This window comes from Methanothermobacter sp. THM-1, assembly GCF_009914355.1.
In the GTDB taxonomy this organism is placed as follows: domain Archaea; phylum Methanobacteriota; class Methanobacteria; order Methanobacteriales; family Methanothermobacteraceae; genus Methanothermobacter; species Methanothermobacter wolfei.
Window position 1 is genome coordinate 1,240,148 of sequence record NZ_CP044013.1, and the last position, 23,433, is coordinate 1,263,580.

The window sequence follows — 23,433 nt, forward strand, 5'->3', positions numbered from 1 at the left end:
AGAATGGAAAAACTTCTCATAATAGGTGTCAACACAAGACCCGTCGCTGAATCAGCCTTCAGGGCGGGTTACAGTGTCTACTCTGCATCCTACTACTGCACCCTGGACTTTCGTGGATACACGGAGAGGAGGTGCATCCTCCAGGAGCGAAGGGGTGAAAGCTGCGGGAGATTCCAGGAGAACTTCAGCACAGAGAAACTCCTCGAAGCAGCATCGGATTTCATGGAAATGGTTGATGGCATAATACCCCTCACAGGGGCCCCTGGACTCCCAGAGGATAAGGTGCTGGGTAACACACGGGCAGACCACGTTGAGGACAAGTACCGCCTCTACCGGAGGATAAAGAACTCATACCCCACTCCAGAGACCCACCTCATCACTGACCCCGAGGAAGCACTGGAGATCGTATCCGGTGGGGAGAAGAGGTACCTCATAAAACCCGTGAGGGGTGCCGGGGGTTTCGGTGTGATGGATTTCCATGAGGCCAGCGGCGATTTCCTGCTGCAGGAGTACATTGAGGGCGTGCCTGTGAGTGCCTCGGTGCTATCCACGGGTTCTGAGGCATTGACGGTACTTACAAGCAGACAGATCATCAAAAGGGACATCCCTGGATTTGAGGGCCAGTTCATCTACGCCGGTAACATAACACCCGGGCCCCGTGGCGTGATTGAGGAGATGGCAGAGGACCTCATACTTGACCTCTCACTCAGGGGCTCCAATGGTGTCGACTTCATAATTCAGGGCTCCGAAGTGTATGTTGTGGAGGTGAACCCCCGCATCCAGGGGACCTTTGAGTGTGCAGAGGCATCTCTTGGTATAAACATGACCGAGGCCCATGTGATGGCCTGTATGGGTGAGCTCATTGAAAAGCCGGAACCTCTCAGGTATGCTGTTAAGAGGATACTCTACGCCCCCTCAAGGTGCATGGTGGGTGAGATAAAAATCCCCGGGGTCCATGACCTCCCATTTCCCGGTGCAATAATTGAGGAGGGCGAGCCCCTAGTAACTGTGCTGGCTGCAGATGAAACCCCTGAAAGGGCACTTTCAGCTGCATCCATGATGTGCTCAATGGTCCAGGAAAGACTGAACCCCGTAATAAGCCTGAAAAAATAGGGTGCACCTGAGTGTTTCTGGTCAGAAAATGAAACCTATAGTTATATTATGCCGAGAAGCAGGAGTATCAGTATTATGGTGCCTATGGTTATGAGCACTGTGCTCAGAATCATGCCGCCTGTCATTAAAAGGAAGAGTTTCGCCCTTCTATCCGGGTCCTTAAGGTACTCCTTAAGCGGATCCTTACTCACATCATCAACCTCCATTAAAATTCCCTCACAAGGAATATGTACTGTGTTGCCGTTGGAAACCTCGCCCTCAACACCCTGATCTCGGGCCTGTAGATGTAGATCTCATCCCCCTCATCATCCCTGCCAAGAACCTCACCTACCACCTTAACCTCAACCTCACCAGCTATCCTTGCACCGGATGTATCCGATTCTATCTCAATGTAGATGGGTAACCTCAAACGGCGTGCCTCCTGGGGGGTCAGCATGTCCCTGAGCTCCTCAAGTTCAGCCCACTTGAACCTGTGCCTCGTACCATCAGAACCAATGACGTGGGGTTTGTCCTCCCCCATGAGCTCCTCCAGGGTCTTTCTCCTGGATGGAAGGTGCTTGTTGAGGTTGAAGATCTCCTTCTTTATGAGCCTGTCTGACCTGTCACCTCTCATCGTATAGGCTATGTTTTATATTCTATAAAAGATTAATATCTTAACTGGATGGAGGGTGGACCTTGGATATTGATATAGAGCAGTGCAGGGAAAATGATAAGATAAAGGAGATAATAAGTAGCAGCGGACTCCCCATAAAGTACATAAAACTTCTTCTGAGGCTCTCCGACGGCATATACATAAATGGGGTTAACTACAACGTTAAGATAACAGATGATGGTGTTTCAATCCTCCTCATATCCTCCAAGCCAGATAACAGGACAGGCGTATTCAGGACAGGCGCCCTCACCAACATATTCTACCGTATACGTGAAATTGAAAAGGAGAACGAGGAGATTGAAACCGAAACCCGTGTCAGTGACGGCCTGATAGAGGTAAGGATCCAGTTTGGCTGATGGGTGGTGGGTGATGGATCCAGAGGATTACCGGAACATCCTGATGGAACTTGCAGACTTCAGTGAAATCGACACATCAACCATCGCATCAACCAGAAAATCCCTCATGGAACTCACTGAGAGGAGAGAACAGTTACTTGAGATCCGGAAGCGAATAAAGAGGGATATTCGGGGGGCTCAAATCTACTACCTGGATCGGATGGCAGAGATAAGAAGTGAGGTTGAGTGCCTCAAGGAGAACTCATCCGCACTTAAAAGAATAATAACAGGTAACCCTGCAGCTGCCCAGACAAAGGCCATGAGACAGCTCCATAGAAACCGTGATGCCCTTATTGAAACCTACAGGGAACTCCTGGAGTACACAGGGGAACTCCTGGAGTACACCGAGGACCTTATGATTGAACTCTATGAGTTAATGAAGTCATTTCTTGGATAAAAGATCCTTTTTTTACTCTATGAACTATAAAACCATAGACTCTTTTAAATTAAAAAAAGATTAGTGGGTTAGCTCAACAGGGAGGATTATGAGGACTCCCAGGAGGTCGTTCCTGCTTATTTTACCATCCACTGCAGCCACAAAGGTAGCATGGTCAGCCTTACGGTCCATGCTTATTGGCAGGGGTGTCTCCTCCCCGGCCGCTATTGGATGACCCAGGGGGTTCGTGGCGTAGGCACACATGAAGACTATGTGGTTTGCAGGTATGCTGATCTCCTTTATCTTCACGGGCTTTGCCTCGCCGGCCCTCACCTCAACATCCTCGTCTGCAATGATGGCTCTGAGGTTGCCGTAGACCTCACCCATCCTGAAGTCAACAAGCTCCCTCTTATACCTCTCCTCGGCCTCACGGACCTGACCGAGCCTTGTAAGTATCCTAACCATCACTCCATCTCCATGGATTTTTTGATCATCTTCAACCTGACGAAGTTCTCCCTCTCCATCTCCTCGAGCCTCATCTCAATGTACTTGACGGTGTTCTTGAGTCTCGGGATTATTATGTGCTCAAGGGCGTTGACCCTTCGCTTGGTTGATTCTATCTCACCGGCAAGGAGCCTTATGGTCTTCTCGATCTCACCGAGTTCTATTATGAGTGCCAGGGACTCCTCGAATTTCCTGGCTGCCTCGTCAAGTTTAACTGATGTGTCCACAAGGCCATAGCCACGCTCAACCACTGTCCTTCTGGTTGCGCGGGCATCCACGACAGGGACGACGACACCCATTATGCTCCTTGAGTCTATGTCAACCTCCACTGACTCCCTCACTGACATTGCGGCCCTCTCAACTGCGGCATCACCCATGAGTACCTGGGCCTCTGTGAGGTCCCTGAAGGCCTCCCTGAGGTGCTCCTCCACCTTTTCACGGGAACCCTTAACCCTCTCAAGGATGTTGAAGAACTCCATGATAAGGGCGTTCCTCTTCTCCTTGAGGAGACTGTAACCCTTAACAGCGAGTTTCTCCCGCTGCTTGAGTTTCAGGAGCTCCATCCTCGTTGGGTTGATCCCCTCAATCATTTCCTGTGCCATCTGCTACCTCTCCTGAAAAAATATGTTGGGTGTTTATTCGGCACCCGGGAGGTACTTGGGTATGTGCTCCTCGCGGACCCTCTTGAGTTCGGATCTTGGCAGGAGTGACAGGAGCTCCCAGCCAAGGTTGAGGGTCTCCTCTATGGAGCGGTCCTCATCACGTGCCTGGGTGATGAAGCGTTTCTCAAATTCATCGGCGAATTTGAGGAACTTCCTGTCCCTCTCTGTGAGGGCCTCCTCACCCACAACAGCCATGAGGTCACGGAGGTCACGCCCCTCGGCGTAGGCACTGTAGAGCTGGTCTGAGACACCGCTGTGGTCTTCACGTGTCCTGCCCTCACCTATACCCCCACTCATGAGCCTTGAGAGGGATGGTAGAACATCCACTGGCGGGTAGATACCCTTACGGTGGAGGTCACGGCTCAGCACGATCTGGCCCTCGGTGATGTAACCTGTAAGGTCAGGTATCGGGTGTGTTATGTCGTCCTGAGGCATCACGAGTATTGGCATCTGGGTGATTGAACCCTCCTTGCCCACTATTCGCCCTGCCCTCTCGTAGAGGCTTGCAAGGTCGGTGTACATGTAACCTGGGTAACCCCTTCTTCCAGGCACCTCCTCCCTTGCAGCTGAGATCTCCCTGAGGGCCTCACAGTAGTTTGTAAGGTCCGTCAGTATGACCAGGACGTGCATGTCATGTTCAAAGGCGAAGTACTCGGCGGTTGTCAGTGCCATCCTCGGGGTGATGATACGTTCAATTGCAGGGTCGTCTGCCAGGTTCATGAACACCGTAACACGTTCAAGGGCCCCTGTACGTTCAAAGTCCCTCATGAAGTAGTTTGCCTCTTCGTGGGTGATACCCATGGCCGCGAATATAACCGCGAATTCGCTCTCCTCTGCCAGAACCTTCGCCTGCCTTGCGATCTGGGCCGCCAGTTCATTGTGGGGGAGACCTGAACCTGAGAATATAGGGAGTTTCTGTCCCCTGACAAGGGTGTTCATCCCATCGATTGTTGATATACCTGTCTGGATGAACTCAGCAGGAAACTCCCTTGCAGCCGGGTTCATGGGGCTTCCGTTGATGTCAAGCTCCTTCTCGGGTATGATCTCGGGTCCGCCGTCTATGGGTTTACCTGTACCGTCGAATATGCGGCCCATCATGTCAAGGGAGACGCCTATCTTGGCTGTTTCGCCTGTGAACCTTATCTTTGTTGTCTCTGTGTTGAGGTCGCTGGTACCCTCGAAGACCTGTACAACCGCAAGGTCCTCCTTAACTTCAAGTACCTGTCCCCTTCTTCTTTCACCTGTGGGTGTTTCAATCTCGACTATCTCACTGTAGGCAACCCCTTCAACACCCTCAACTATCATGAGAGGACCTGAGACCTCTGTGACTGTGGTGTATTCACGGGTCTTGATATTTACGTTCATCTTCACACCTCACTACATTCCTTGACGATCCTTTCCTGGATCTCCTTGATTCTTCCGGGGAATTCATCTTCGGGTATGTACTTCATACGCCCTATGTCCTCCTTGACAGGGAGCCCTATGAGGTCCGCTGCAGGCGCGCCCTTCTCGAGGGCTGCTGTTGCGTTCCTGTGGAACATTATGATGGTCCTGAGCATCTCGAACTGTTTTGATGGGGAGCAGTAGGTGTCAACCTCGTGGTAGGCGTTCTGCTGGAGGAAGTCCTCCCTTATCATCCTTGTTGTCTCAAGGGTTATCCTTTCCCTGTCAGGCAGGGCGTCAGGTCCCACGAGCTGGACTATCTCCTGGAGCTCCGCTTCCTTCTGGAGGAGTACCATTGCCTCGTCCCTCACGGACCTCCATTCAGGGTTCACATTCTTTGCCCACCAGTCCTCAACACTGTCAACGTAGAGTGAGTAGCTCTGCAGCCAGTCGATGGATGGGAAGTGACGCTTATCTGCAAGGGATGCGTCAAGTGCCCAGAACACCTTACATATCCTGAGGGTGTTCTGTGTAACCGGCTCTGAGAGGTCCCCGCCTGGTGGTGAAACAGCACCGACAACAGAGACAGAGGCCACCTTGTCCTCTGAACCCACGGTGATGACCCTTCCTGCACGTTCATAGAACTGTGCAAGCCTTGAGGCCAGGTATGCAGGGTAACCCTCTTCACCGGGCATCTCCTCGAGCCTTCCTGAGATCTCCCTCATTGCCTCGGCCCACCTTGAGGTGGAGTCTGCCATGAGGGCCACGTCGTAGCCCATGTCCCTGAAGTACTCGGCTATGGTTATACCGGTGTACACGCAGGCCTCCCTCGCAGCCACGGGCATGTTTGAGGTGTTGGCGATGAGCACGGTCCTGTCCATGAGGGGGTTTCCGGTCTTGGGGTCCTCGAGTTCAGGGAACTCCTTGAGAACCTCTGTCATCTCGTTACCCCTCTCACCGCATCCAACATAGACGATTATGTCTGCGTCGGCCCACTTCGCAAGCTGCTGCTGGGTGACGGTTTTACCTGAACCGAAGGGTCCTGGTATGGCTGCTGTACCGCCCTTTGCAACTGAGAAGAATGTGTCCTGGGCCCTCTGACCTGTTATGAGGGGCACGTCAGGGTCGAGTTTCTTCTTGTATGGCCTTCCCTTCCTTACAGGCCACTTCTGGAGCATCTGTATCTTCTCAACACCCTTATCTGTCTCAACCTCTGCTATGTCATCAAGGACCGTGTACTCGCCCTGGGGTGCTATGCTTAGGAGTTTACCCTCAACGTTCGGGGGATCATTATCTTGTGTGTGATTGATGATGTCTCATCAACCTCACCGATGATGTCCCCGCCCTTAACCATCTGACCTGCCTGTGCCAGTGGCTTGAAGGTCCATTTCTTGTCCTTTGGGAGGGACGGTACATCCACACCCCTCTCGATGTAGTCGCCGGTGAGTGCCTTTATGTCCTCCAGGGGCCTCTGTATACCATCGAAGATTGAACTGAGTATTCCAGGTCCGAGTTCCACTGACAGGGGCCCGCCTGTCCTCTCGACGGTCTCCCCTGGCTTGATACCTGCTGTTTCCTCGTAGACCTGGATTGTTGCCGTGTCCCCTTCAAGTTCAATGATTTCTCCTATGAGCTTGTCTTCACCCACCTTAACCATTTCATACATCTGGGATCCTCTCATCCCCTCTGCGATGATAACAGGACCCGCTATCTTTATAATTCTTCCTTCCTGTGTCATTTTACCATCTCAACCCCAATAACTCTTTTAATCAGGTCCCTCAATGGATCGGTTTCGCGTTCTGAGGGGCCTGTTTTGTCTGGTATCTCTATTATCATTGGTAATGCGCTTGAACTTGTGGTTTCCTCAATAAATTCCCTCAGTTCATCACCAATCTTTTCTGTGATTATTATTATGGAAAAATCTTCCTTTATGAGATTCCTTATTGTTTCTTCTGCTTCGTCAGGGCCTTCAACAACGTATCCTTCCCTGACACCTCCAAGCCTGAACCCTGTTACCGTGTCCCTGTCACCAACCACTGCAATACCTGAAGTCATGCTAACATCTCCTTAACCATTGATTCAGGGAACCCTGGCTCCCTCTTGCTCCTTGCAATGACCTTGAGGTTCCTCACCTCAACCTCCTTCCTGCTCAGGAAGCCTATCATGGGGCCGACTCCGAAGGGCTTCTTGAGTGCGAAGTTCCTTGCCATCCTGTTGAGGTTCTCTTCAAGGACCCTTTCAAATACCGAGATTGATCCTGTTGCACTGTACTCTGAGAGGGCCTCTGAGAGCATCGGACCGTAGTCTGTCCCTTCAAGTCCGCTTATAACGCCGCTGACATCCTCTGCTTCCATGAGGTCCTTGAGTTTCCATTCCCTTAACTGGTAGCCTTCCTGTATCATGTAGGGGCTTATGTCATCGTAGCTGAGTCCATCTGCCTTTGCACGGAGTATTATCTTTATATTTGAGATGTCCACCTGTGTACCGAAGTAGGTGTGCAGGAGCTTCGTGTTATCGTCTGATGGACTTCCAACCGCCCTCATCATGTTTTCAAGGTAGTACCTGTCGAGGGCTGCCTCAAGGGGCAGGATCATGCCTGTTTCGCCGTACTCGGAGAGGGCGTCCTCCAGTACCTGGGCGTACTCTGTTCCCTCAAGTCCTGCCACAACATCCTGGACTGTCTCCGAGTCTGTTAGTGCCTCAAGGGTTTCGTAGATTTCACCGAAGGGCACCAGGAGGTTGAGTGTTTCTTCCGCGCCCAGACCTGCGTCTTTGGCTGTTATCAGACTCTTGATGTTCCTTATATCCCATTTTTTAAGGTTAACCCTGAAGGGCTCCCTTATTGAGGCCGGTGCAATCTTTGATACTGTCTCGTAGGTCTCTGCAAGCTGGCTTTCAAGGGCCTTTTCAACCGGGAAGCGGTCCACGTATTTTGCATAGTCAGGGAGGCCCCTGAGGTAGTTCATGAACTCCTCAAGGTTCTCTGTTTCAAGGATCTCTGAGAACTGTTTTTCATTTATTAAGCGTCCTATTCTTGCCCTGACTCTTGCATTAGGGTATGCGAAGGGGAATAAATCTAATATAGGCCTTATGGTTGCTATCACCACGATAGCACCTATTATTGCTCCCCCTACCAGGAGCAGGCCTATAAAAGATTCTACTGATGGGAATCCAAGCGCTGTTACAATTGTTGTGATGCTGTCAGCCATCTGTCATCTCCCCTCTTTATTCGAACAGGACCCTGGCCACCTCTGAACGTAGAGCCTTCCTGAACCTGGACATCCTGGCCTCTATTGTGTTGTTGACTTCCACCAGACCATCCCTGGTTTTTACTACTGCTCCTCCAATGGTTTTGATGCTGTCTCCAACTTCCAGAGTTGTTTTTTTACCTGTTTCAGCTTCCACTTCGGCTGCTATGCCATCAAGGTCCCCTACTCTTCCTGAATCCTCCTCTCTGAGGTTCACGATGAGGTCGCCGCCGCCTATCTCAACTGCAGCCTCCTTTATCATCTCCCTCAGGGCTTTAAGGTACTCCTCTGAGGACTCTGATGAGAGCTTCCTGAGTTCATCTTCAGCCTTCTCGAATGCGCTCTGTATTACTTCTTCCCTTGCCTCCAGCTCCGCCCTGCGGGCGTTCATCTTTGCCTCTGAGATTATCTGCTGGTACTTCATGTCAGCCTGTTTCCTGGCTGATTCAAGTATGCGTTCAGCAGCCATCCTGGCCCTGTTCTCGCCTTCTTCACGTATCCTGGCAGCTTCTTTTTCAGCTTCCTGAATGATAGCATCTCTCTTTGCCTGAGCCTCTGAAAGTATGCTGGAGACAATTTTTTCGGCTCCGGAGCTCATCTATTTAGCCTCCTAGGATTCCGCCGAAGACCATGAGGAGTATGGCTATCAGGAAACCGTATATAGCCTGTGTCTCAGAAAGGGCTGAGAATATAATACCCCTCGCAAACATGTCAGGGTCCTCAACAACCGCGCCGACTGATGATGCTGATGTTATACCCTGACCCATACCTGAACCAAGACCCGCGAACCCTATGGCTGCACCTGCACCCACAGCAACGAGCCCCGCGGTGACATCCAGTGGTTTTCCTCCTCCAAGGAGACCTGAAAACACCAGTAGGAGTATGGCTATCAGGAAACCATATATAGCCTGTGTCTCAGGAAGGGCTGAGAATATAATACCCCTCGCAAACATGTCAGGGTCCTCTGCAACTGCACCCACACTTCCTGCGGCTGCTATCCCCTGACCTAATCCTGATCCGAGACCTGCAAATCCTACTGCAACTCCAGCACCTATGGCTGCTAAAGCTGTTCCTAATGCTATTTCAACCATTCTAATTACCTCCTTATCTTAGTGAAGTTTCTTTCAGCACAAAATGCATTGAATTTGTTTTTACCGCCCAGATAGAACTGGGCAAAGAATTCTACGTAGTGTAGACGAAGTGAGTTTATGAAGGCACCGAGGCTCTGGAAGGCGTTGTTGGCCAGGTGCCCAAAGACGAATATCACCGGGGCCAGCACGGCTCCCACGACGGGTATCATGTCATAGCTGAGGCCCGTGAGGATGTTCACTGTCATGGCTATACCCCCCGTTGATAGACAGAGGGCCAGGAGCCTTGCATATGATAGCAGGGTCCCCAGGAACCCTGAAACATCCATAAGGCCGAAGAGCCCGTTGTAGTAGAGCAGCATTGCAAATGCCAGCACGATAAGCGGGGCGCCCAGCAGCATGCCTCCGAATATGTAGAGGATTATGCCAAGCTCAAGTATCAGCCAGACTATCTGGGAACCCAGGGCCTCCCTCATGTTCCCGAGCCTTATGTTGTTCCTTGCACCGATGATGAGACCGAAGTTTATGTGCAGCACCCCCACGGCCAAGGCCATTATGAGTATGTTCTGGGGGTTAACGAACGCATCGATGGCGGGGATGACCGTCGGGAGCTTGATGTTAAGGAACCTGGGGAAGAAGTCGCCGATGAAACCATTGGTGACCATTCCAAGGATGAAGGCCCAGACCCCGCAGGACATGAGTATTATACCGAAGTCCCTCATGAACCCGTTAACCTTTCCAAGTCCCCTGTAGAGTATTAAACCTATGAGTGCGTCGAATATACCGTATCCTGCATCTGTAAGGCAGAATCCGAAGAAGAATGGGAACACGAAGGCTATGAAGACCGTGGGATCTATCTCATTGTACCTGAGGGGTGAGTACATCTCAACGAAGTTCTCATAGGGCCTTGCAAAGCGGGGGTTATCAAGGAGCACCGGGACCTCATCAGGGTCGGGTTCCTCAAGCTCGGTGACGCAGTGATCCTCGGATGCCTCCTCGACTATGCTGATGGCCCTTTCAGCCTCCTTGAGGGGTACCCATGCCTCCAGCATCACAGTCTTCTCTGTTTCACCGAAAAGGGAGAACACCTCGTTCCTTTCCTTCTCGATTTCAAGCTGTTCCTTAAGGACCAGGAGTTCATCCTCCCATTCCCTGTTAACCTCTCTGAGCCCTGTGATGATCTCCCTTCGCTCCTCACTAATCTCTTTGAGGCGGTTCCTGGAGTTTGAGATTATCTCTGATGGTCTTCCCCTGAGTTCGCTGATCTCGAACCTCTCGAATTCCATTCTCCTGAGGAGTGCCGCGACCTTGTCTCCGTGTTTCCTGAGGGTTATTATGATCACCGTGCGCTCTGACTTTGTATCTGCCTCAGCATCAAAGATCAGGAACTCGTCTGTGATCTCCGATAGTTTCTCTTCAAGGTCGGCGAACTGCTCCAGGGGCATCCTGCCGGCTATTGCAGTTATGTACTTTGAATCATGGAGATCGCCAAAATCAATATCAAATGCTGTTAATTTCTCTGCAACGCTAAGGCCTGATTCAACGTTTGCCTTTTCTGAATCAAGCTCGTTCAGTTTTTCCTCCATAACCCTGGTCCTTGACTCGACCCTTCCCAGGATGTCCTCGGCCCTTTCTATGAGGGCCTCTGTGTCCAGTTCCTCAACTTCCCTCTTCTCAAATACCGGGGGGTTGATGAACTCCTTGATGGTATCCCTGAGACCCTTCTCCTCGGCTGCCACTGAGCCAAGGAAGTCCAGGATACCGCTGGTCTTCATGAGGAGGGATGATATTCTCCCTGTGTATGGTGTTGCCCTTGAGGGTTTCAGTATCTGAGCCCACTCTGCATCCTGCTGGATGCGCTCTGATATGTCGTCGATCTGGGTTATTCCCTCCTCATGCAAGGAACGAACCACTGAATCCGAGTACCGATCCAGGGTTATGATTTTGAGTTTTCGCATCCTTGCCGGTAGAAACATGTTACTCACGCTACAAGATACTTTTCACAATAAGACTGGCAGCCTCAGGGACCCTGCCCATGGCCGCGGATTTCATGGTTTCAACTTCACGCTTTGCCTTCCCTGAAATGCTGATGGCCTCTTTCCTCGCCCTTTCCTCTGCCTCCATTATGAGCTCTTCGCCCTTCTCAGTGGCTTCCTTCTCTGCCTTTTCCAGGAGCTCCTGGGCCTCTATCCTGGCACTGTCAATGAGGCGGGATGATTCATCTCTGGCATCATGTATTAACCCGTCAGCATCATTTTCAGCCTTTTTTATGGTAGTGATAGCTTCCGATATCGTTGTCATTTAAACCACCCTTATAATGCAAAGGTCTATTTTGTGGTATATTTATCTTTTACTATTTCATTCGGAAATTTATGATATTCAACCAAATTTATTTCATTAACAAAGCCTTCATAATCCCTCCCTTGGTTAATTAGATTATCAGATGAAATTGATTATCCTCCTGAATGATACTGAAGATTCTTATGGCATATGGTGACCCCTGGACCGGCACTGCATCATCAGGACTATTCCGGCATCGGCTCTGAGTCCGTGGTCACCGGGAGATCCTTCTCTTCTTCTCCGTCGTAGTGTATTTCTTCGATGTCGAAGAATTTCCTGAAGGCGGGTTCCCTGACCTTCTCCTCGTATACGTGGGATATGAGTCCTGGCAGGCGTCCTATCATGAATAATCCTGCTCCTGTCCTCCAGTCGAATCCCATGTCCGAGAGTATTCCTGCGTTGGCGCCGTCAACGTTCATCCGGACGCCCTTCTCCTCAACAAGTATCTCCTGGACCTCCATAGCCAGGCGGGTGTGGGGTCCTATGCAGCTGTACTCCTCGGCCAGGTCAAGGAGCCTGATGGCGCGGGGATCGGCGTTATGGTACCTGTGACCGAAACCAGGAATCCTCCGGTTCCTCCTGAGGTGGTCGTCAACCAGTTCCCTGGCAGCAGAGGGTATATCATCCTCACAGCTGCATTTTGAGATGGTGTCCTGGAAGAGCTTCATGGAACGCTCAATGGCCCCTGCATGGTTCTTACCAAAGGCCAGGAGCCCCCCGGCGATACAGGCATGCACCGGAGAACCGGCAGAAGCAATCATACGCGCAGCCTGAGTACTGGGAGGAGTAACACCATGATCACAGAAGGAAACCAGAACAGCCTCCAGCATCCTGGCCACATTCTCAGAGGGAAGCTCACCCCTGATCAGAAGATACACCATCTCAGAAAAAGAAACACCACCAATAAGCTCCTCCTGAGAATAACCCCTGGTAACAATACGATTAGGCTCAACACAAGTAATAGAAGTCCTCCACTTTGGGGAACCCACCCTGAATACGTTTTCCAGTGATTCCTTCCCTATCGCCATTCATCCACCTCACTGAGATTTAAAGTTCTATTGTAGCCCTTCTGGGTTCCACGCAGCACGCCAGTCTCATGGAGACTATTCTAACACCGCTGGCACGCTGCGGCCCGACCTTCACCATGGATCCCAGGGCTGTTGTGGATCCCCCAAGACCCAGGGGCCCTGTTCCCATCCTGTTAAGGGATTCTGTAATGTATTCCTCGATTTCTGATTGTTCATCAAGGTTTCCTGTTGCCATCGCCCTGAGCATCAGGGATGTGGCTTCAAAATGAGTCCTCCCGACACCCAGAACAGGTATGCATGGTGTGCATCCAAGCATCGGGACCTCTGTTTTCATCCATGTTAGAACTTCCTCAAATACTTTTCTATAACTGTGCCTGTGGAAAACCCTCCTGGTCCTCGCCCTTATCTCGGGGCCTCCTCCAAGCATGAGCACATGGATCCTGACGCCGTCCCCGGGCACTGATTCCACAAGGAAGGGCGCCGGCGGGAGTTTTGCAGGGTCATCATATAGGCCGCGGCTCTGCTCTATCCTTTCAATTTCATCCCCCCGTACAGCCATCGGCCTCCCCGGAAGGCTCCTCAGGCCCTCCTCAACACCCTTCCTGATGAAGCTGAAGAAGCCCGCCGGTAGAAGGGCGTCCTCCCCCACCTCAACCATCAGGTGGGGTATGCCGGTGTCATCGCAGAGGGGTCTTCCCTCCCTCTCTGCTATCCTTGCATTTTCAATCAGAAGCTCAAGTATCCACGCAGATTTATCATCTTCCTCCACTTCAAGGGCCCTCTCATATGCCCTCATGATGTCCGGGGAGTAACCTGTACCTGCAGAGATAACGGCATCACGCACCCTGGCTGCAAGGTCCAATCTATCATCTCCGTGAGGGTAATGCGAGCTCCCCCCCTGATGAAAGGACAGCCTCGGGGTAGTAGCGTTCTATCATGTCCCTTACAAGGACCACCTGCCTTATCCTTTCACGGGCCTGGCTCTCGGTGGTGTCCCATCCATGGTGCCCTGCAACGGATCCCCCTGTCTTCAGGTACACTGGTGAGGCGTACCTTATGATGTCAGGGACCTCATAGTGCCTTATGAATCCTCCTGACGACCTGGGGTTTTCGGTGTGCACATCGATAGATACGTCCACGGCCTGCCTTATTGATGCCAGCATAGGTACCTGCAGGTCCCTTACAGGGTTAATTGAATCGGCGCCAATATCCTGGAGTAAACGTGCGGATGCAGGGTTTCCATGGCCGCAGTGGGCTGAAACCTTAAAGTGCATGTCGCCTGGAAGCTCCCCGTCCCCGCGCATCCTTCCAAGCACCCAGAGGAGGCCCTCATCATAGACCACTATGCCCCTGACACCCAGGTCCGCGGCCCTCCTGACATCCTCCACTGCATAGACAAGGTTATCGTATCCCCTTAGCCTGTAGCCTATCCTGGCGCCTTCAGGTGTCCTTGCAGAGGCGCTGGTGTCATAGGTTGCCCTTGGACCCACGCTCAGGAAGAGCTCAACACCTGCATCAAGTGCAAGGTCCACCATCTCCTGGATCTCGGTGTCTGTCAGGAGCATTATACCCTTCGTCTGGGTGATCCTGTGGACCTTAACATCGTTCTCTTCCATTGCATCGATGAGGACCCTCATGGCGCCCGGTTTCTGTATCCCTGGAACCTCAAATCTGTACTGTCCACCGTCACCGAACCTCTTCTCGGATTCAGCGAGATGAGGCTCCCCTATCCCGATACTGTTAAGGTATCTGCGGGTTTCTTCCAAATACTTCACCTCCATTTCATTCTAACCCTGCATCACTCCTGTAAAACATCAGACGTCTGAGGGAGTCTGCTTCAGTTCAAGTCCATCCATGAGTTCACGGACGGTTACTGATGGGTTTTCCTGCAGGATTTCAAGTTTCTCCATCCGGTAACCCGGGTTGAGCCGGGAGAACTTCTCAACCACGTCCTCCCATGTGAATGGCTCCTCTGGTTCACCAGCCGGCAGGTCCCTGCGGCAGGTGTGTACCTCGCCGTTTTTGAGTCTGACCGTGACCTCCGCGGGCCTCCTGTCACCGCACCCCTCCATCAGGGGGTCTTTCCTTACGGTGATCTTTGATGCTGTTTCACCCACATCAAAGGCGTCCTGAAGGTTTTCAACGCTCAGCTCCCCCCTCTCAAGGAGAACCGCCAGGGAGACCGGGAGGCTCTGCCTGACGGCTTCAATGGTGTCGGGTGAGTAGTTATCATGCTCCGCCGCAACATCATAGGTTGATACGGTGACTGATTCTATCTCATGGGCCATGAAGCCCCTGGCTGCCATGATGTCTGCTGCTGCATCAAGCGCCGGGTGCAGGTGCCTGCATACAGGGTACCTCTTGAGGTAAACACCCCTTATATGGAAGGCGCCCAGTTCAGGCATCCCTGCATCCGACCCATCCGACATGGCCCTCAAGAATCCTTCACGGCCCTCGATTGCTGATTCTGCGCCTGTAAACCCTTCGGATGCCAGTAGGGCTGATATGATTCCTGACTGGGCCGCCCTCCCTGCGTGCAGGTGTTTCGCCATTGTCCCTGCATGGTCGGATTCCAGGAGCCCTGCGGCCTGGGTTGCTGCAAGTCCAAGGGCGCATGCTGTTTCATCAGCGTCAAGGCCCATTACCCTTGATGCTGCTGCTGCAGCGCCAATGGCCCCGCAGGTCCCTGTTGTGTGGAATCCCCTCATCCTGTGAGCAGGGTTTACAAGTATCCCCATGAAGATCGTCGCCTCATAACCCGCCACCATCGCCGTGATGAGGTCCCTGAATTCAAGGTCCATGTACTCTGCGGCTGCGAGGGCTGCCGGGATGACGCATGCGCCGGGGTGCATCCTTGCCAGGCGGTGGCCGTCATCCAGGTCAAGGTTGTGGGCGGATATCCCGTTTATGAGGGCTGCCCTTTCAGGTGCCCCGGATCCATGTCCGATGATGGTTGATTCACCCTCACCGGGGCCAAGGGCCTTCATGGCTATCCTGCTGCTCCTCTCACCGGAACCCCTCAGCGAGACGCCAAGGAAGTCCAGGAAGCATGTGATGGCCATTTCAGTGGCATCTGATGGTATTTCACTGTATGAGATTGATGATGTGAACTCTGCAAGCCTTCGGGTTATCATTGGTCCTACTATGTTGCCTTTAAATATAACCGTGATTGTTATGAATGCTGTGGTTTTTTATTAACACCGCATCCCCTGATCCCCATCCTCACAAGCTGCTTTGAAAGGTGCCTCCTTGCACATGTGGGGACCTCATAGTATCCCTCCACCAGTGACCTTTCAAGGACCCTCTTAACCTTTCTGGAATTTCTTACCCTCCTGCCGCAGGAAGGGCACTTGAATCCCTTGTCCCTGCCGGCGGACTTCATCCTCCTGCCGCAGGTGCAGAGGGGATTCTCCTCAACATAGAGCTCGGCTGCCCTTTCAAGTTTCATCTTCTCAATGTTGAGGGTCCCGTGTCTCCCTATACCCCCGTAGACCGTCAGGACGTCCCCGGGTACAAGTTCAAGGACCACCCTCCTGAAGTCCTTGGTGGGTTCATAGGCGGCACATTCAATCTCACCCGAATCATCGGCCAGGGTGAAGAAGACATGACCCCCCTCGATGACCCTGGGGGTGTCCCTGACCCTCCCACTGACACGGTAACATCCGAAGGCCTCCATTTCAGATATCCTGTCAGCCTCCTGGATGTGCTGATCGGTGTGCTGGTTTGTCTCGAATATGCAGAACCTCTCGATCTCCTCGCCCACCTCAACAAGTTCCATGGCCTTCATGAGGACCTCAGGGGACTCCCCCCTTATACCGTAGAGTATGGGGCAGGGTGTGTGGGGTTCGATTGCAAGGTAATCACCGTCAATGTTATCGAAGGTTTCATCCCCCGTGATTTCATCCATCCTCCTCACAGAGTCGGGGTCGATGCGGCGGGGCCTGCCATAGTTTTCAGGGACCCTGTAGGTGAGGAGTTCATAGGTCCTGTCATCCAGGGGGCATCCTATGGCTGCAAGGGCCCCTATAATACCCCTTCCCTTCTTGAAGCCATGGACCTCCGCCCCTGCCTTCTCTGCAACACGCCGGGCATCATCAATTTTAAGTATACTCCTTATTGCCCTGAGGGAGAAATCCCTCATCTCATGGGTGATCTCCCCTGTATGGAAGACTACGCCGGGGTTGGTGTTCTCGTTCTCAAGTTCAGCCAGCCCCTCCACCTCCCTGAGGACCAGGTCCCTTATAACTTCCAGCTCCCCTGATGACGCTGCCAGCACAGTGAAAGCAACGGCGCCGTTACCCCTGGTCTTGTGGGGTGCGAAGGGGTTGAGTCTTATGAGGCGCGGGTAGCCCTCAAGAGAAAAACCGCAACTTTTAAGTTTCTGGATTATTACACATGATACATAGGTAGTGCACATTCCCTGGGGGGAATCTGTGTCATCTATACCGACATGAATTCTGCACATCACATCACCTGGTGATCTGAATTGGATAAATCTGTTAGAAGGGAACATGTATTAAGGGAAATACATGGGCTCCTTGCCAGTAATGGCTTTGAAACCTCCGGTATATATGAGCGGAGCTGCTTTGACCTCATGGCAAGGAGGAAGCTGTTACTATTATTGCTCAAGGTCCTTGTAAATATTGATGGTATAAATAGTTTGCAGGCCCATGAGATAAAGACCATCGCACACACCTTCCTTGCATCACCACTCCTTGTGGGTGTTAAGTCAAAGACAGAGTATCTTGAAGAGGATGTGGTCTATGAGAGGCACGGCATCCCCGTCGTTGCACCTGAAACCTTCAGGAATATGGTTGTTGATGGTGAATACCCTGAGATAATCGCCGACAGGGGAGGGTACTATGTGCACATCGACGGGGAGACCCTAAGGAGGGTGCGTGAGGAGTACAACCTTTCACTCAAGGACCTGGCAGACCTTGCCCATGTCTCCAGAAAGACCATATACAAGTATGAGAATGGTCTTGCACGTGCCTCGCCTGAAACAGCCATGATACTGGAACAGATACTTGATATAAGGATAACGCTCTCAATAGACATCTTCGGGGCCCCTGAAAGGGAGGATATTGAGATAAAGCCATCAGGCAAGCTTGCGGATATAGGGTTTGGCATGATCGAGACCCGTAAAACGCCCTTCGATGCCCTAGCAAAGGAACTTAAACTTGACAGTACGGTTATAACAAACCTTGAAAAGGAGAGGGACCCCAGGACCCTTAAAAGGATGGCAATCCCCCTCAGGGACCTTTCACTGGTCAGTGGATCCGACTCGGTTTTCATAATCGACAACCCCAGGATAAAGGAAAACCTTGAGGGCATCCCGGTCATTAAGAGCTGGGAGATCAATGATATGGAGAGCAGCAGGGAATTCCTCAAAGCCATAGCAGAGAGAAAGGATTACAACTGACCCCCCAGAAGGAACACCCTCAAAGCCATAGCAGAATGAAATCAGAGCTGCCCGCTGCAATTGACTTTTCCTGATTTTTAAGCTGAGTTCTGGTCAGCTGATCATTAGATAACCTGGATGATTTTAAGGGTTCCATCAGCTTAAAGGAGTTCACAGGTTAACAGTACATTTCTACCTCCCGAAGAGTTCTCCGAAGGTCTCAAGGGCCTCGGCAGGTGACGCCACACCCAGGGTCACCATGTCAACGTAATCTATCCCTTCAAGGAAATCAAAGGCCTCCACCGGTGACAGTATCCCTGCTGCAAGGACCTTCTCTGCAACAACCGTCCGGCCGAGTTCCCCCAGGAGTTCCCCGAGCCTTCTTCGTTCATCCTCAAGGAACATGGAGAAGTCCATCATGTAACCGAGACGGTTCAGGGGTATCATGTAGAGTTCAAAGTTATCAACACCCTCCTCAAGGAGCCTCACGGTGGTCCCCGATGGCATGGTTGTTATAAGGCCCCTGAGCATCCCATCAATCTCATCAAGGAGCTCCGACACATCTGATGCCGGCATGAGATCAGTGTAGTGTTCATCAAGGAGTGCTGCTGAGGCTCCGAGTTCAGAGAGGACTTCAAGGTCCTCCTGGAAGTGGTCGGGTCTCAGGGTTCCCATGATCTCAAATTCACACCCGGCATCAGCCGCCATCACAAGGGCCTCAAGGACAGGGTCCTCCGGGATCAGCTGAAACCCCCTCACACCGGCCTCATAGGCCCCTAACATGACATTCGCAATGTTTCCAGGCCTCCTCTTAAGATCCATCTGGTACAGCCTTGAACGGTGTCCGAAGTACTCTGCAGCGACAAAGGGTGCGCTTCCAAGGAATGCCTCAGGCATCTCCACTCCGTCAACTCTCACCGAACCATTGAACATTAGCCGCTCCTCCAACCAAAATTATAATATACACTACCTCTATAGATTCTATCCATATCATTCTATATGTCTATCACTGTGATAAGTGTGGTGAATAATTATGCGTGAGATGAAAGTGCTTATTGCTGATTCCATCAATGAAAAGGGAATATCAGAACTTGAAGAGGTGGCGGAAGTTGTTGTTAACACCACCATAACCCCTGAGGAACTCCTTGAAACAATAAAGGACTTTGATGCCATCGTTGTGAGGAGCCGGACAAAGGTTACGCGTGAGGTTATAGAGGCAGCCCCCAGGCTCAAGATAATCGCAAGGGCCGGTGTTGGCGTTGACAACGTTGATGTGAAGGCCGCCACCGAGAGGGGTGTGATGGTGATAAACGCCCCTGAATCAACCTCAATAACGGTTGCCGAACACTCAATAGGCCTTATGCTGGCCCTTGCCAGGAAGATATCCCTTGCAGATAAATTCGTTAAGGAGGGTAAATGGGAGAAGAACAGGTTCATGGGTATTGAGCTCAACGGAAAGACCCTCGGGATAATAGGCATGGGCCGTATAGGTTCACAGGTCGTTGTAAGGACAAAGGCCTTCGGCATGGACATAATGGTCTACGACCCCTACATAAGCCGTGAGGCTGCCGAGGAGATGGGTGTCACGGTAACAGACCTTGAAACCCTCCTCAGGGAATCCGATATAGTAACCATCCACGTGCCCCTCACACCTGAAACAAAACACCTGATCTCGGATGAAGAGTTCAAACTGATGAAGGAATCCGCCTTCATTGTGAACTGTGCCAGGGGAGGTATAATCGATGAGGAAGCCCTCTACAGGGCCCTTAAGGATGGTGAAATAGCCGGCGCAGCCCTTGACGTCTTCGAGGAGGAACCCCCTGAGGGAAGCCCCCTCCTTGAACTTGAAAACGTGGTCCTCACACCCCACATCGGCGCATCAACCTCAGAGGCCCAGAGGGATGCTGCTATAATCGTCGCGAATGAGATAAAGACGGTTTTTCAGGGAGGAACCCCCAGGAACGTCCTTAACATGCCGGTGATGGACTCCGAGACTTACAAGTTAATGAGGCCCTACCTTGAACTTGCAGAGAAGATTGGAAGCATCCTTGTGCAGGCCCTACCAGGTAACATAGAAAAGCTCGACGTCACCTACTGCGGTGAACTGGCGGATATGCAGTTCGACATCCTCACAAGGACCATGCTCCAGGGTATACTTAACCCCATACTCACAGAGCCCGTGAACATGATAAACGCGCCCTCAATTGCAAAGAAGAGGGGAGTCATGGTGACGGAGGCCAGGAGGTCCGAGTCAGATGGTTACAGGTCCATCATAATGGCCAGGGCCGTCTCTGACAGGGGCGAGTTCAGTGTTGAGGCCACCCACATCAAGGAACCCACCATCATAGGTATAAACGGTTACAGGGTTGATGTGAAGCCCGAGGGCACCATGATAATAGCACGCTACAGGGACCTCCCGGGTACAATCGGTGCCATAGGCACCAAGCTCGGTGAGCACGGCATCAACATTGCAACAATGCAGGTGGGTAGAAGGGAAATCGGCGGCGAAGCCGTCATGGTCCTCAAGGTGGATCAGAGCGTGCCATCTGATGTCATAGAGGAGATCAAGAAACTGGAAAACGTTGATGACGCGGTATCAATAGAGCTTTAATTACCCTACAGCTGATGGTGCATCATTCAACATATAATTTATTTTATAATTCTGAAATCCATGGAAAGGGCCCGGAATCACCTGCATTTGATGAATGCCCATGAATCAATGAAAAATACTTTTTACTGGCCGAATCCATTTTTTTAACTGCTCATTTTCAGGTTCAGTCAGCAACCTCAAAGGCAACCGGGACTCCGCTCCTGGTGTAGGCGGCCACAGTCTCCCTCCTGTAGGGGTAGGCTATTATCATATGGAATATGCCATTTGATGAGAAGAACCTTATATCGGCGGGTGATGGTGCGTTTGATGGTCCCGGGTGTGAATGCACGGAGCCAGCAGCCCCTGTGAATGGTGGCAGCATGAGGACGTCCATAACAGCGCCCTCATCAGATGTCTTGGATGGAAGGAAGATTAGACCTGTTACGTGGAGGGTGTCGCCCTCCCTATGGCCCTCAAGTAGGGCTGCGAACTCCCTTGGATGTGAATTCCTGGCAATTTCAAGGGCACCCTCCATAACTCCTGAATCCACGATGACCCGTCTTACCGGTTTGAAACCAAAGAGTGAAGCCATTATTTTATCAGTTAAACCCATCCCAATCAATCGACCCTGATAAGTTTTTTTCTGTAACAACCCCAAAAAAAATCCAATCAACCAGTCCTGATAAGTTCCCTGAAGAATTCTCCTGTGAAGAGGGGTAGGTCCATGTCAACAATGGTCCTCATCCGGGACGCTGTGACCCTCTCATCACGGAGGGGGTTGTATCCCTCAACCTCAACAGGCCTCCTGTAGACACCTATACCCCTCCTCTGCCATGATGGAACCCTCGAGATATTTATACCCCTCTCAAAGAGTAGGTCATGGATGCCCTCAGATTTAAGGCCCTCAAGGGTTCTGACAGCCTCTTCCTTTCCCATCTCAGCCCTCAGGGTCCAGTAGGCGTATCCGTTGAGGCAGTTCCTCCATGCCTCGCTCTGCCTTGACCTGAAGTACTCCTGAACTGCACCACCTGCAAGGGGTATGGTCCTGCAGTCAAAGGAAACCGCCTGGTCCAGTTTGAATCCGAGGCTCAGTGCTTCAAGGGTGAATGAGGATGATGCGAGGGCTGCGAATACAGAGTCAAGCTTCTCCACCCTCCCTGAAAAGGGGACCTCTGAGAGGAGGATGTTTATCTCATCTGAGAATGTGTATATGAATGCCGGGCTGAACTCCTCCATGATGTCCATGGAAGTGGCCGCCATGATGTCCCGGAAGTTTTCATCGTAGGGGCGGGTGAATCCAAGCTTCTCTGTGAGGCCATGGAATCCTCGGCCGTCAAGTCTGAGCACAACCTCTGCTGATGGGGGAACCCTGAGACTGGAATAGGTTTCATGTGAACGCACATCAAAGACCATGAAAGACTCCCCTCCTATGTCCCCACATGCATGTTCTCACTGAGGGACTTGAGGAGCCTTATGGCAGAGTATGCTGCCATCACGCTTGTCTTCGGATTCACGGAGCACCTGACATTCTCGGTTATTGTCTTGAATTCTCCGAAGTCCCCCCTGACGGTCACCTCATGGACGTTGCGGTCAACTACCGGGTCAGCGATGATCTCAACCTCTATATCCCTGTCACATGCAAGGCTAAGGGCGGCTGCCACGTTTATGTTGAGAGGGAACCTTTTAACTGCCTCCGAGGCCCTCCCCCTGTAGAGGACCTTCTTTTCATCCATACTTATCCCGAGGGACCTTGGGGGCTTCCTTGTGACAAGTTTAACAGATTCTATAGTTCCCACGGAGGCTGCCTTTAAACCATCAAGGCCTACGATTGCCCCTGAGGGTACATGGATGGTTGCATTGTTGCGTGATGCCGTCTCCTCCAGCATCTTCCTGAGTTCAGGGTCCATGAGGGCCCCGACGCTCATCACCACAACGTCCCTTCCTGCCTCCAGGACCACCGGGACCAGTTCCCTCACCGCCTCCGGTGAAGCGGCCTCAACCACAAGGTCAACCTCGGGTAGCATGTCCCTCACATCAAGGACCGCTGTTCCATCAACCATTGAGGCAAGGTTCTCAGCCCTCTCAAGGTCCCTGTCATAGAAAAAGCCCAATTCCACAGGTACCCTGCCATCCCTCACGAATCCCGTTATAAGGTTGGCTATGGCACCGCAACCAAGTATACCTACAATCATCCATATCCCGGAAAAAATGAATTATGATTCAAGGGGGCTTGCAGCCTTCTGGACAGAAACATCAGGTGATATTATGAGTATATCCCCAACTGCCTGGACCCTGTCATAGTTTATATCTATTATACCCTCCTCCTGGATGGACCTTATCTCATCGGATTCAGGCACTATCCTTATACTGGTTTTCAGGACATCCTTGATTCCAACGTTCTTCTTATCATGCCTCATGGGACGAACCTTGAGTGTTGAGACACGTCCCTTCTTTATGTTCAGGACGACATCCTGAACCCTTCCAACATACTTGCCCCTTGAGGTGTATATTTCAAGTCCATAGAGATTGGATAATTCAACCATTTTTCCACCACCAGACAGTTAAAGAGGGATTCACCCTGAATTAACCCGTAAACTCTTAATTTATATTTCTGTTCATAGCTTAAATACTTATAGGAAGATTAATAATCAGC

Annotated in this window: 26 protein-coding genes and 1 pseudogene; 5 read left to right on the forward strand and 22 right to left on the reverse strand. The window is 51.6% G+C overall.

The window, feature by feature from the left end; all coding sequences use genetic code 11:
• Positions 1 to 3: 3 nt before the first annotated feature.
• Entirely contained in the window at positions 4 to 1,113 is a 1,110-nt protein-coding gene (locus FZP57_RS06425; RefSeq protein ID WP_191216099.1) for an ATP-grasp domain-containing protein, read from the forward strand.
• Positions 1,114 to 1,154: 41 nt separating this feature from the next.
• Here the strand turns inward: FZP57_RS06425 and FZP57_RS06430 are convergent, their stop codons facing one another.
• On the reverse strand, positions 1,155 to 1,319 hold the full coding sequence (locus FZP57_RS06430) for a hypothetical protein (protein ID WP_160323049.1): 165 nt from the start codon (positions 1,317 to 1,319) through the stop codon (positions 1,155 to 1,157).
• Complete coding sequence (locus tag FZP57_RS06435; protein ID WP_147671655.1) at positions 1,319 to 1,726, reverse strand: DUF61 family protein; 408 nt, start codon at positions 1,724 to 1,726, stop codon at positions 1,319 to 1,321. Before FZP57_RS06435 ends, FZP57_RS06430 begins: the two co-directional genes overlap by 1 nt.
• A gap of 62 nt (positions 1,727 to 1,788) precedes the next feature.
• On the opposite strand from FZP57_RS06435, the gene FZP57_RS06440 reads away from it, so the two are divergent.
• Complete coding sequence (locus FZP57_RS06440; protein WP_147671654.1) at positions 1,789 to 2,121, forward strand: hypothetical protein; 333 nt, start codon at positions 1,789 to 1,791, stop codon at positions 2,119 to 2,121.
• A 13-nt stretch (positions 2,122 to 2,134) separates the two neighbouring features.
• Positions 2,135 to 2,557: a hypothetical protein gene (locus FZP57_RS06445; protein WP_147671653.1), complete on the forward strand. Its 423-nt coding sequence runs from the start codon at positions 2,135 to 2,137 to the stop codon at positions 2,555 to 2,557.
• Between the two features lie 60 nt (positions 2,558 to 2,617).
• Here FZP57_RS06445 and FZP57_RS06450 read toward each other — a convergent pair whose 3' ends face one another.
• From FZP57_RS06450 to FZP57_RS06520, 15 genes and pseudogenes are all read right to left on the reverse strand, one after another.
• A complete protein-coding gene (locus tag FZP57_RS06450; RefSeq protein ID WP_238337872.1) occupies positions 2,618 to 3,001 on the reverse strand; it encodes a DUF22 domain-containing protein in 384 nt (127 codons plus the stop codon).
• A complete protein-coding gene (locus FZP57_RS06455) occupies positions 3,001 to 3,642 on the reverse strand; it encodes a V-type ATP synthase subunit D (protein ID WP_191216101.1) in 642 nt (213 codons plus the stop codon). The genes FZP57_RS06450 and FZP57_RS06455 overlap by 1 nt, the downstream gene beginning before the upstream one ends.
• 33 nt (positions 3,643 to 3,675) lie before the next feature.
• A complete protein-coding gene (locus FZP57_RS06460) occupies positions 3,676 to 5,067 on the reverse strand; it encodes an ATP synthase subunit B (RefSeq protein ID WP_074359259.1) in 1,392 nt (463 codons plus the stop codon).
• A 2-nt stretch (positions 5,068 to 5,069) separates the two neighbouring features.
• A pseudogene (locus FZP57_RS06465) lies at positions 5,070 to 6,823 on the reverse strand (ATP synthase subunit A).
• The gene (locus tag FZP57_RS06470; RefSeq protein ID WP_074359261.1) at positions 6,820 to 7,140 is read right to left on the reverse strand and encodes a V-type ATP synthase subunit F; all 321 of its coding nucleotides are present in this window, start codon (positions 7,138 to 7,140) and stop codon (positions 6,820 to 6,822) included. Before FZP57_RS06470 ends, FZP57_RS06465 begins: the two are co-directional and overlap by 4 nt.
• The gene (locus tag FZP57_RS06475) at positions 7,137 to 8,294 is read right to left on the reverse strand and encodes a V-type ATP synthase subunit C (RefSeq protein ID WP_191216102.1); all 1,158 of its coding nucleotides are present in this window, start codon (positions 8,292 to 8,294) and stop codon (positions 7,137 to 7,139) included. Before FZP57_RS06475 ends, FZP57_RS06470 begins: the two co-directional genes overlap by 4 nt.
• A 16-nt stretch (positions 8,295 to 8,310) precedes the next feature.
• Positions 8,311 to 8,931: a V-type proton ATPase subunit E gene (locus FZP57_RS06480; RefSeq protein ID WP_074359263.1), complete on the reverse strand. Its 621-nt coding sequence runs from the start codon at positions 8,929 to 8,931 to the stop codon at positions 8,311 to 8,313.
• A 4-nt stretch (positions 8,932 to 8,935) separates the two neighbouring features.
• Positions 8,936 to 9,424 carry a V-type ATP synthase subunit K gene (locus tag FZP57_RS06485; RefSeq protein WP_074359264.1) on the reverse strand — a complete coding sequence of 163 codons (489 nt, stop codon included), beginning with the start codon at positions 9,422 to 9,424 and terminating at the stop codon, positions 8,936 to 8,938.
• Positions 9,425 to 9,429: 5 nt separating this feature from the next.
• Positions 9,430 to 11,397 carry a V-type ATP synthase subunit I gene (locus tag FZP57_RS06490; RefSeq protein ID WP_191216103.1) on the reverse strand — a complete coding sequence of 656 codons (1,968 nt, stop codon included), beginning with the start codon at positions 11,395 to 11,397 and terminating at the stop codon, positions 9,430 to 9,432.
• 10 nt (positions 11,398 to 11,407) lie between these two features.
• Positions 11,408 to 11,722, reverse strand: a complete 315-nt coding sequence (gene ahaH, locus FZP57_RS06495; RefSeq protein WP_074359265.1) for an ATP synthase archaeal subunit H — start codon at positions 11,720 to 11,722, stop codon at positions 11,408 to 11,410.
• A 224-nt stretch (positions 11,723 to 11,946) separates the two neighbouring features.
• Positions 11,947 to 12,789 carry a citryl-CoA lyase gene (locus tag FZP57_RS06500; protein WP_191216104.1) on the reverse strand — a complete coding sequence of 281 codons (843 nt, stop codon included), beginning with the start codon at positions 12,787 to 12,789 and terminating at the stop codon, positions 11,947 to 11,949.
• A 19-nt stretch (positions 12,790 to 12,808) separates the two neighbouring features.
• Complete coding sequence (locus FZP57_RS06505) at positions 12,809 to 13,651, reverse strand: fumarate hydratase (protein ID WP_074359267.1); 843 nt, start codon at positions 13,649 to 13,651, stop codon at positions 12,809 to 12,811.
• Positions 13,652 to 13,655: 4 nt separating this feature from the next.
• A complete protein-coding gene (locus FZP57_RS06510) occupies positions 13,656 to 14,555 on the reverse strand; it encodes a U32 family peptidase (protein WP_191216105.1) in 900 nt (299 codons plus the stop codon).
• Between the two features lie 48 nt (positions 14,556 to 14,603).
• The gene (locus FZP57_RS06515; RefSeq protein ID WP_191216106.1) at positions 14,604 to 15,923 is read right to left on the reverse strand and encodes an MmgE/PrpD family protein; all 1,320 of its coding nucleotides are present in this window, start codon (positions 15,921 to 15,923) and stop codon (positions 14,604 to 14,606) included.
• Between the two features lie 38 nt (positions 15,924 to 15,961).
• On the reverse strand, positions 15,962 to 17,254 hold the full coding sequence (locus FZP57_RS06520) for a tRNA(Ile)(2)-agmatinylcytidine synthase (RefSeq protein WP_191216107.1): 1,293 nt from the start codon (positions 17,252 to 17,254) through the stop codon (positions 15,962 to 15,964).
• A gap of 21 nt (positions 17,255 to 17,275) precedes the next feature.
• Here FZP57_RS06520 and FZP57_RS06525 point away from each other — a divergent pair, with 21 nt between their 5' ends.
• Positions 17,276 to 18,211 (forward strand): transcriptional regulator, encoded by a 936-nt coding sequence (locus tag FZP57_RS06525; RefSeq protein ID WP_191216108.1) that lies wholly within the window; start codon positions 17,276 to 17,278, stop codon positions 18,209 to 18,211.
• Between the two features lie 171 nt (positions 18,212 to 18,382).
• Here the strand turns inward: FZP57_RS06525 and FZP57_RS06530 are convergent, their stop codons facing one another.
• Positions 18,383 to 19,123, reverse strand: coding sequence for a hypothetical protein (locus FZP57_RS06530; RefSeq protein ID WP_074359272.1), 741 nt, complete (start codon positions 19,121 to 19,123; stop codon positions 18,383 to 18,385).
• Between the two features lie 109 nt (positions 19,124 to 19,232).
• Here FZP57_RS06530 and serA point away from each other — a divergent pair, with 109 nt between their 5' ends.
• Positions 19,233 to 20,801, forward strand: coding sequence for a phosphoglycerate dehydrogenase (serA, locus tag FZP57_RS06535; RefSeq protein ID WP_191216602.1), 1,569 nt, complete (start codon positions 19,233 to 19,235; stop codon positions 20,799 to 20,801).
• 163 nt (positions 20,802 to 20,964) lie between these two features.
• Here serA and FZP57_RS06540 read toward each other — a convergent pair whose 3' ends face one another.
• The 4 genes from FZP57_RS06540 to FZP57_RS06555 form a co-directional block, all read right to left on the reverse strand.
• Positions 20,965 to 21,372 carry a Mov34/MPN/PAD-1 family protein gene (locus FZP57_RS06540; RefSeq protein ID WP_238337873.1) on the reverse strand — a complete coding sequence of 136 codons (408 nt, stop codon included), beginning with the start codon at positions 21,370 to 21,372 and terminating at the stop codon, positions 20,965 to 20,967.
• 77 nt (positions 21,373 to 21,449) lie between these two features.
• Complete coding sequence (locus FZP57_RS06545; protein WP_238337874.1) at positions 21,450 to 22,193, reverse strand: tRNA(His) guanylyltransferase Thg1 family protein; 744 nt, start codon at positions 22,191 to 22,193, stop codon at positions 21,450 to 21,452.
• A 14-nt stretch (positions 22,194 to 22,207) separates the two neighbouring features.
• Entirely contained in the window at positions 22,208 to 22,972 is a 765-nt protein-coding gene (locus FZP57_RS06550; RefSeq protein WP_074359274.1) for an aspartate dehydrogenase, read from the reverse strand.
• A gap of 21 nt (positions 22,973 to 22,993) precedes the next feature.
• Entirely contained in the window at positions 22,994 to 23,323 is a 330-nt protein-coding gene (locus FZP57_RS06555; protein ID WP_074359275.1) for a PRC-barrel domain-containing protein, read from the reverse strand.
• Positions 23,324 to 23,433: the final 110 nt, after the last annotated feature.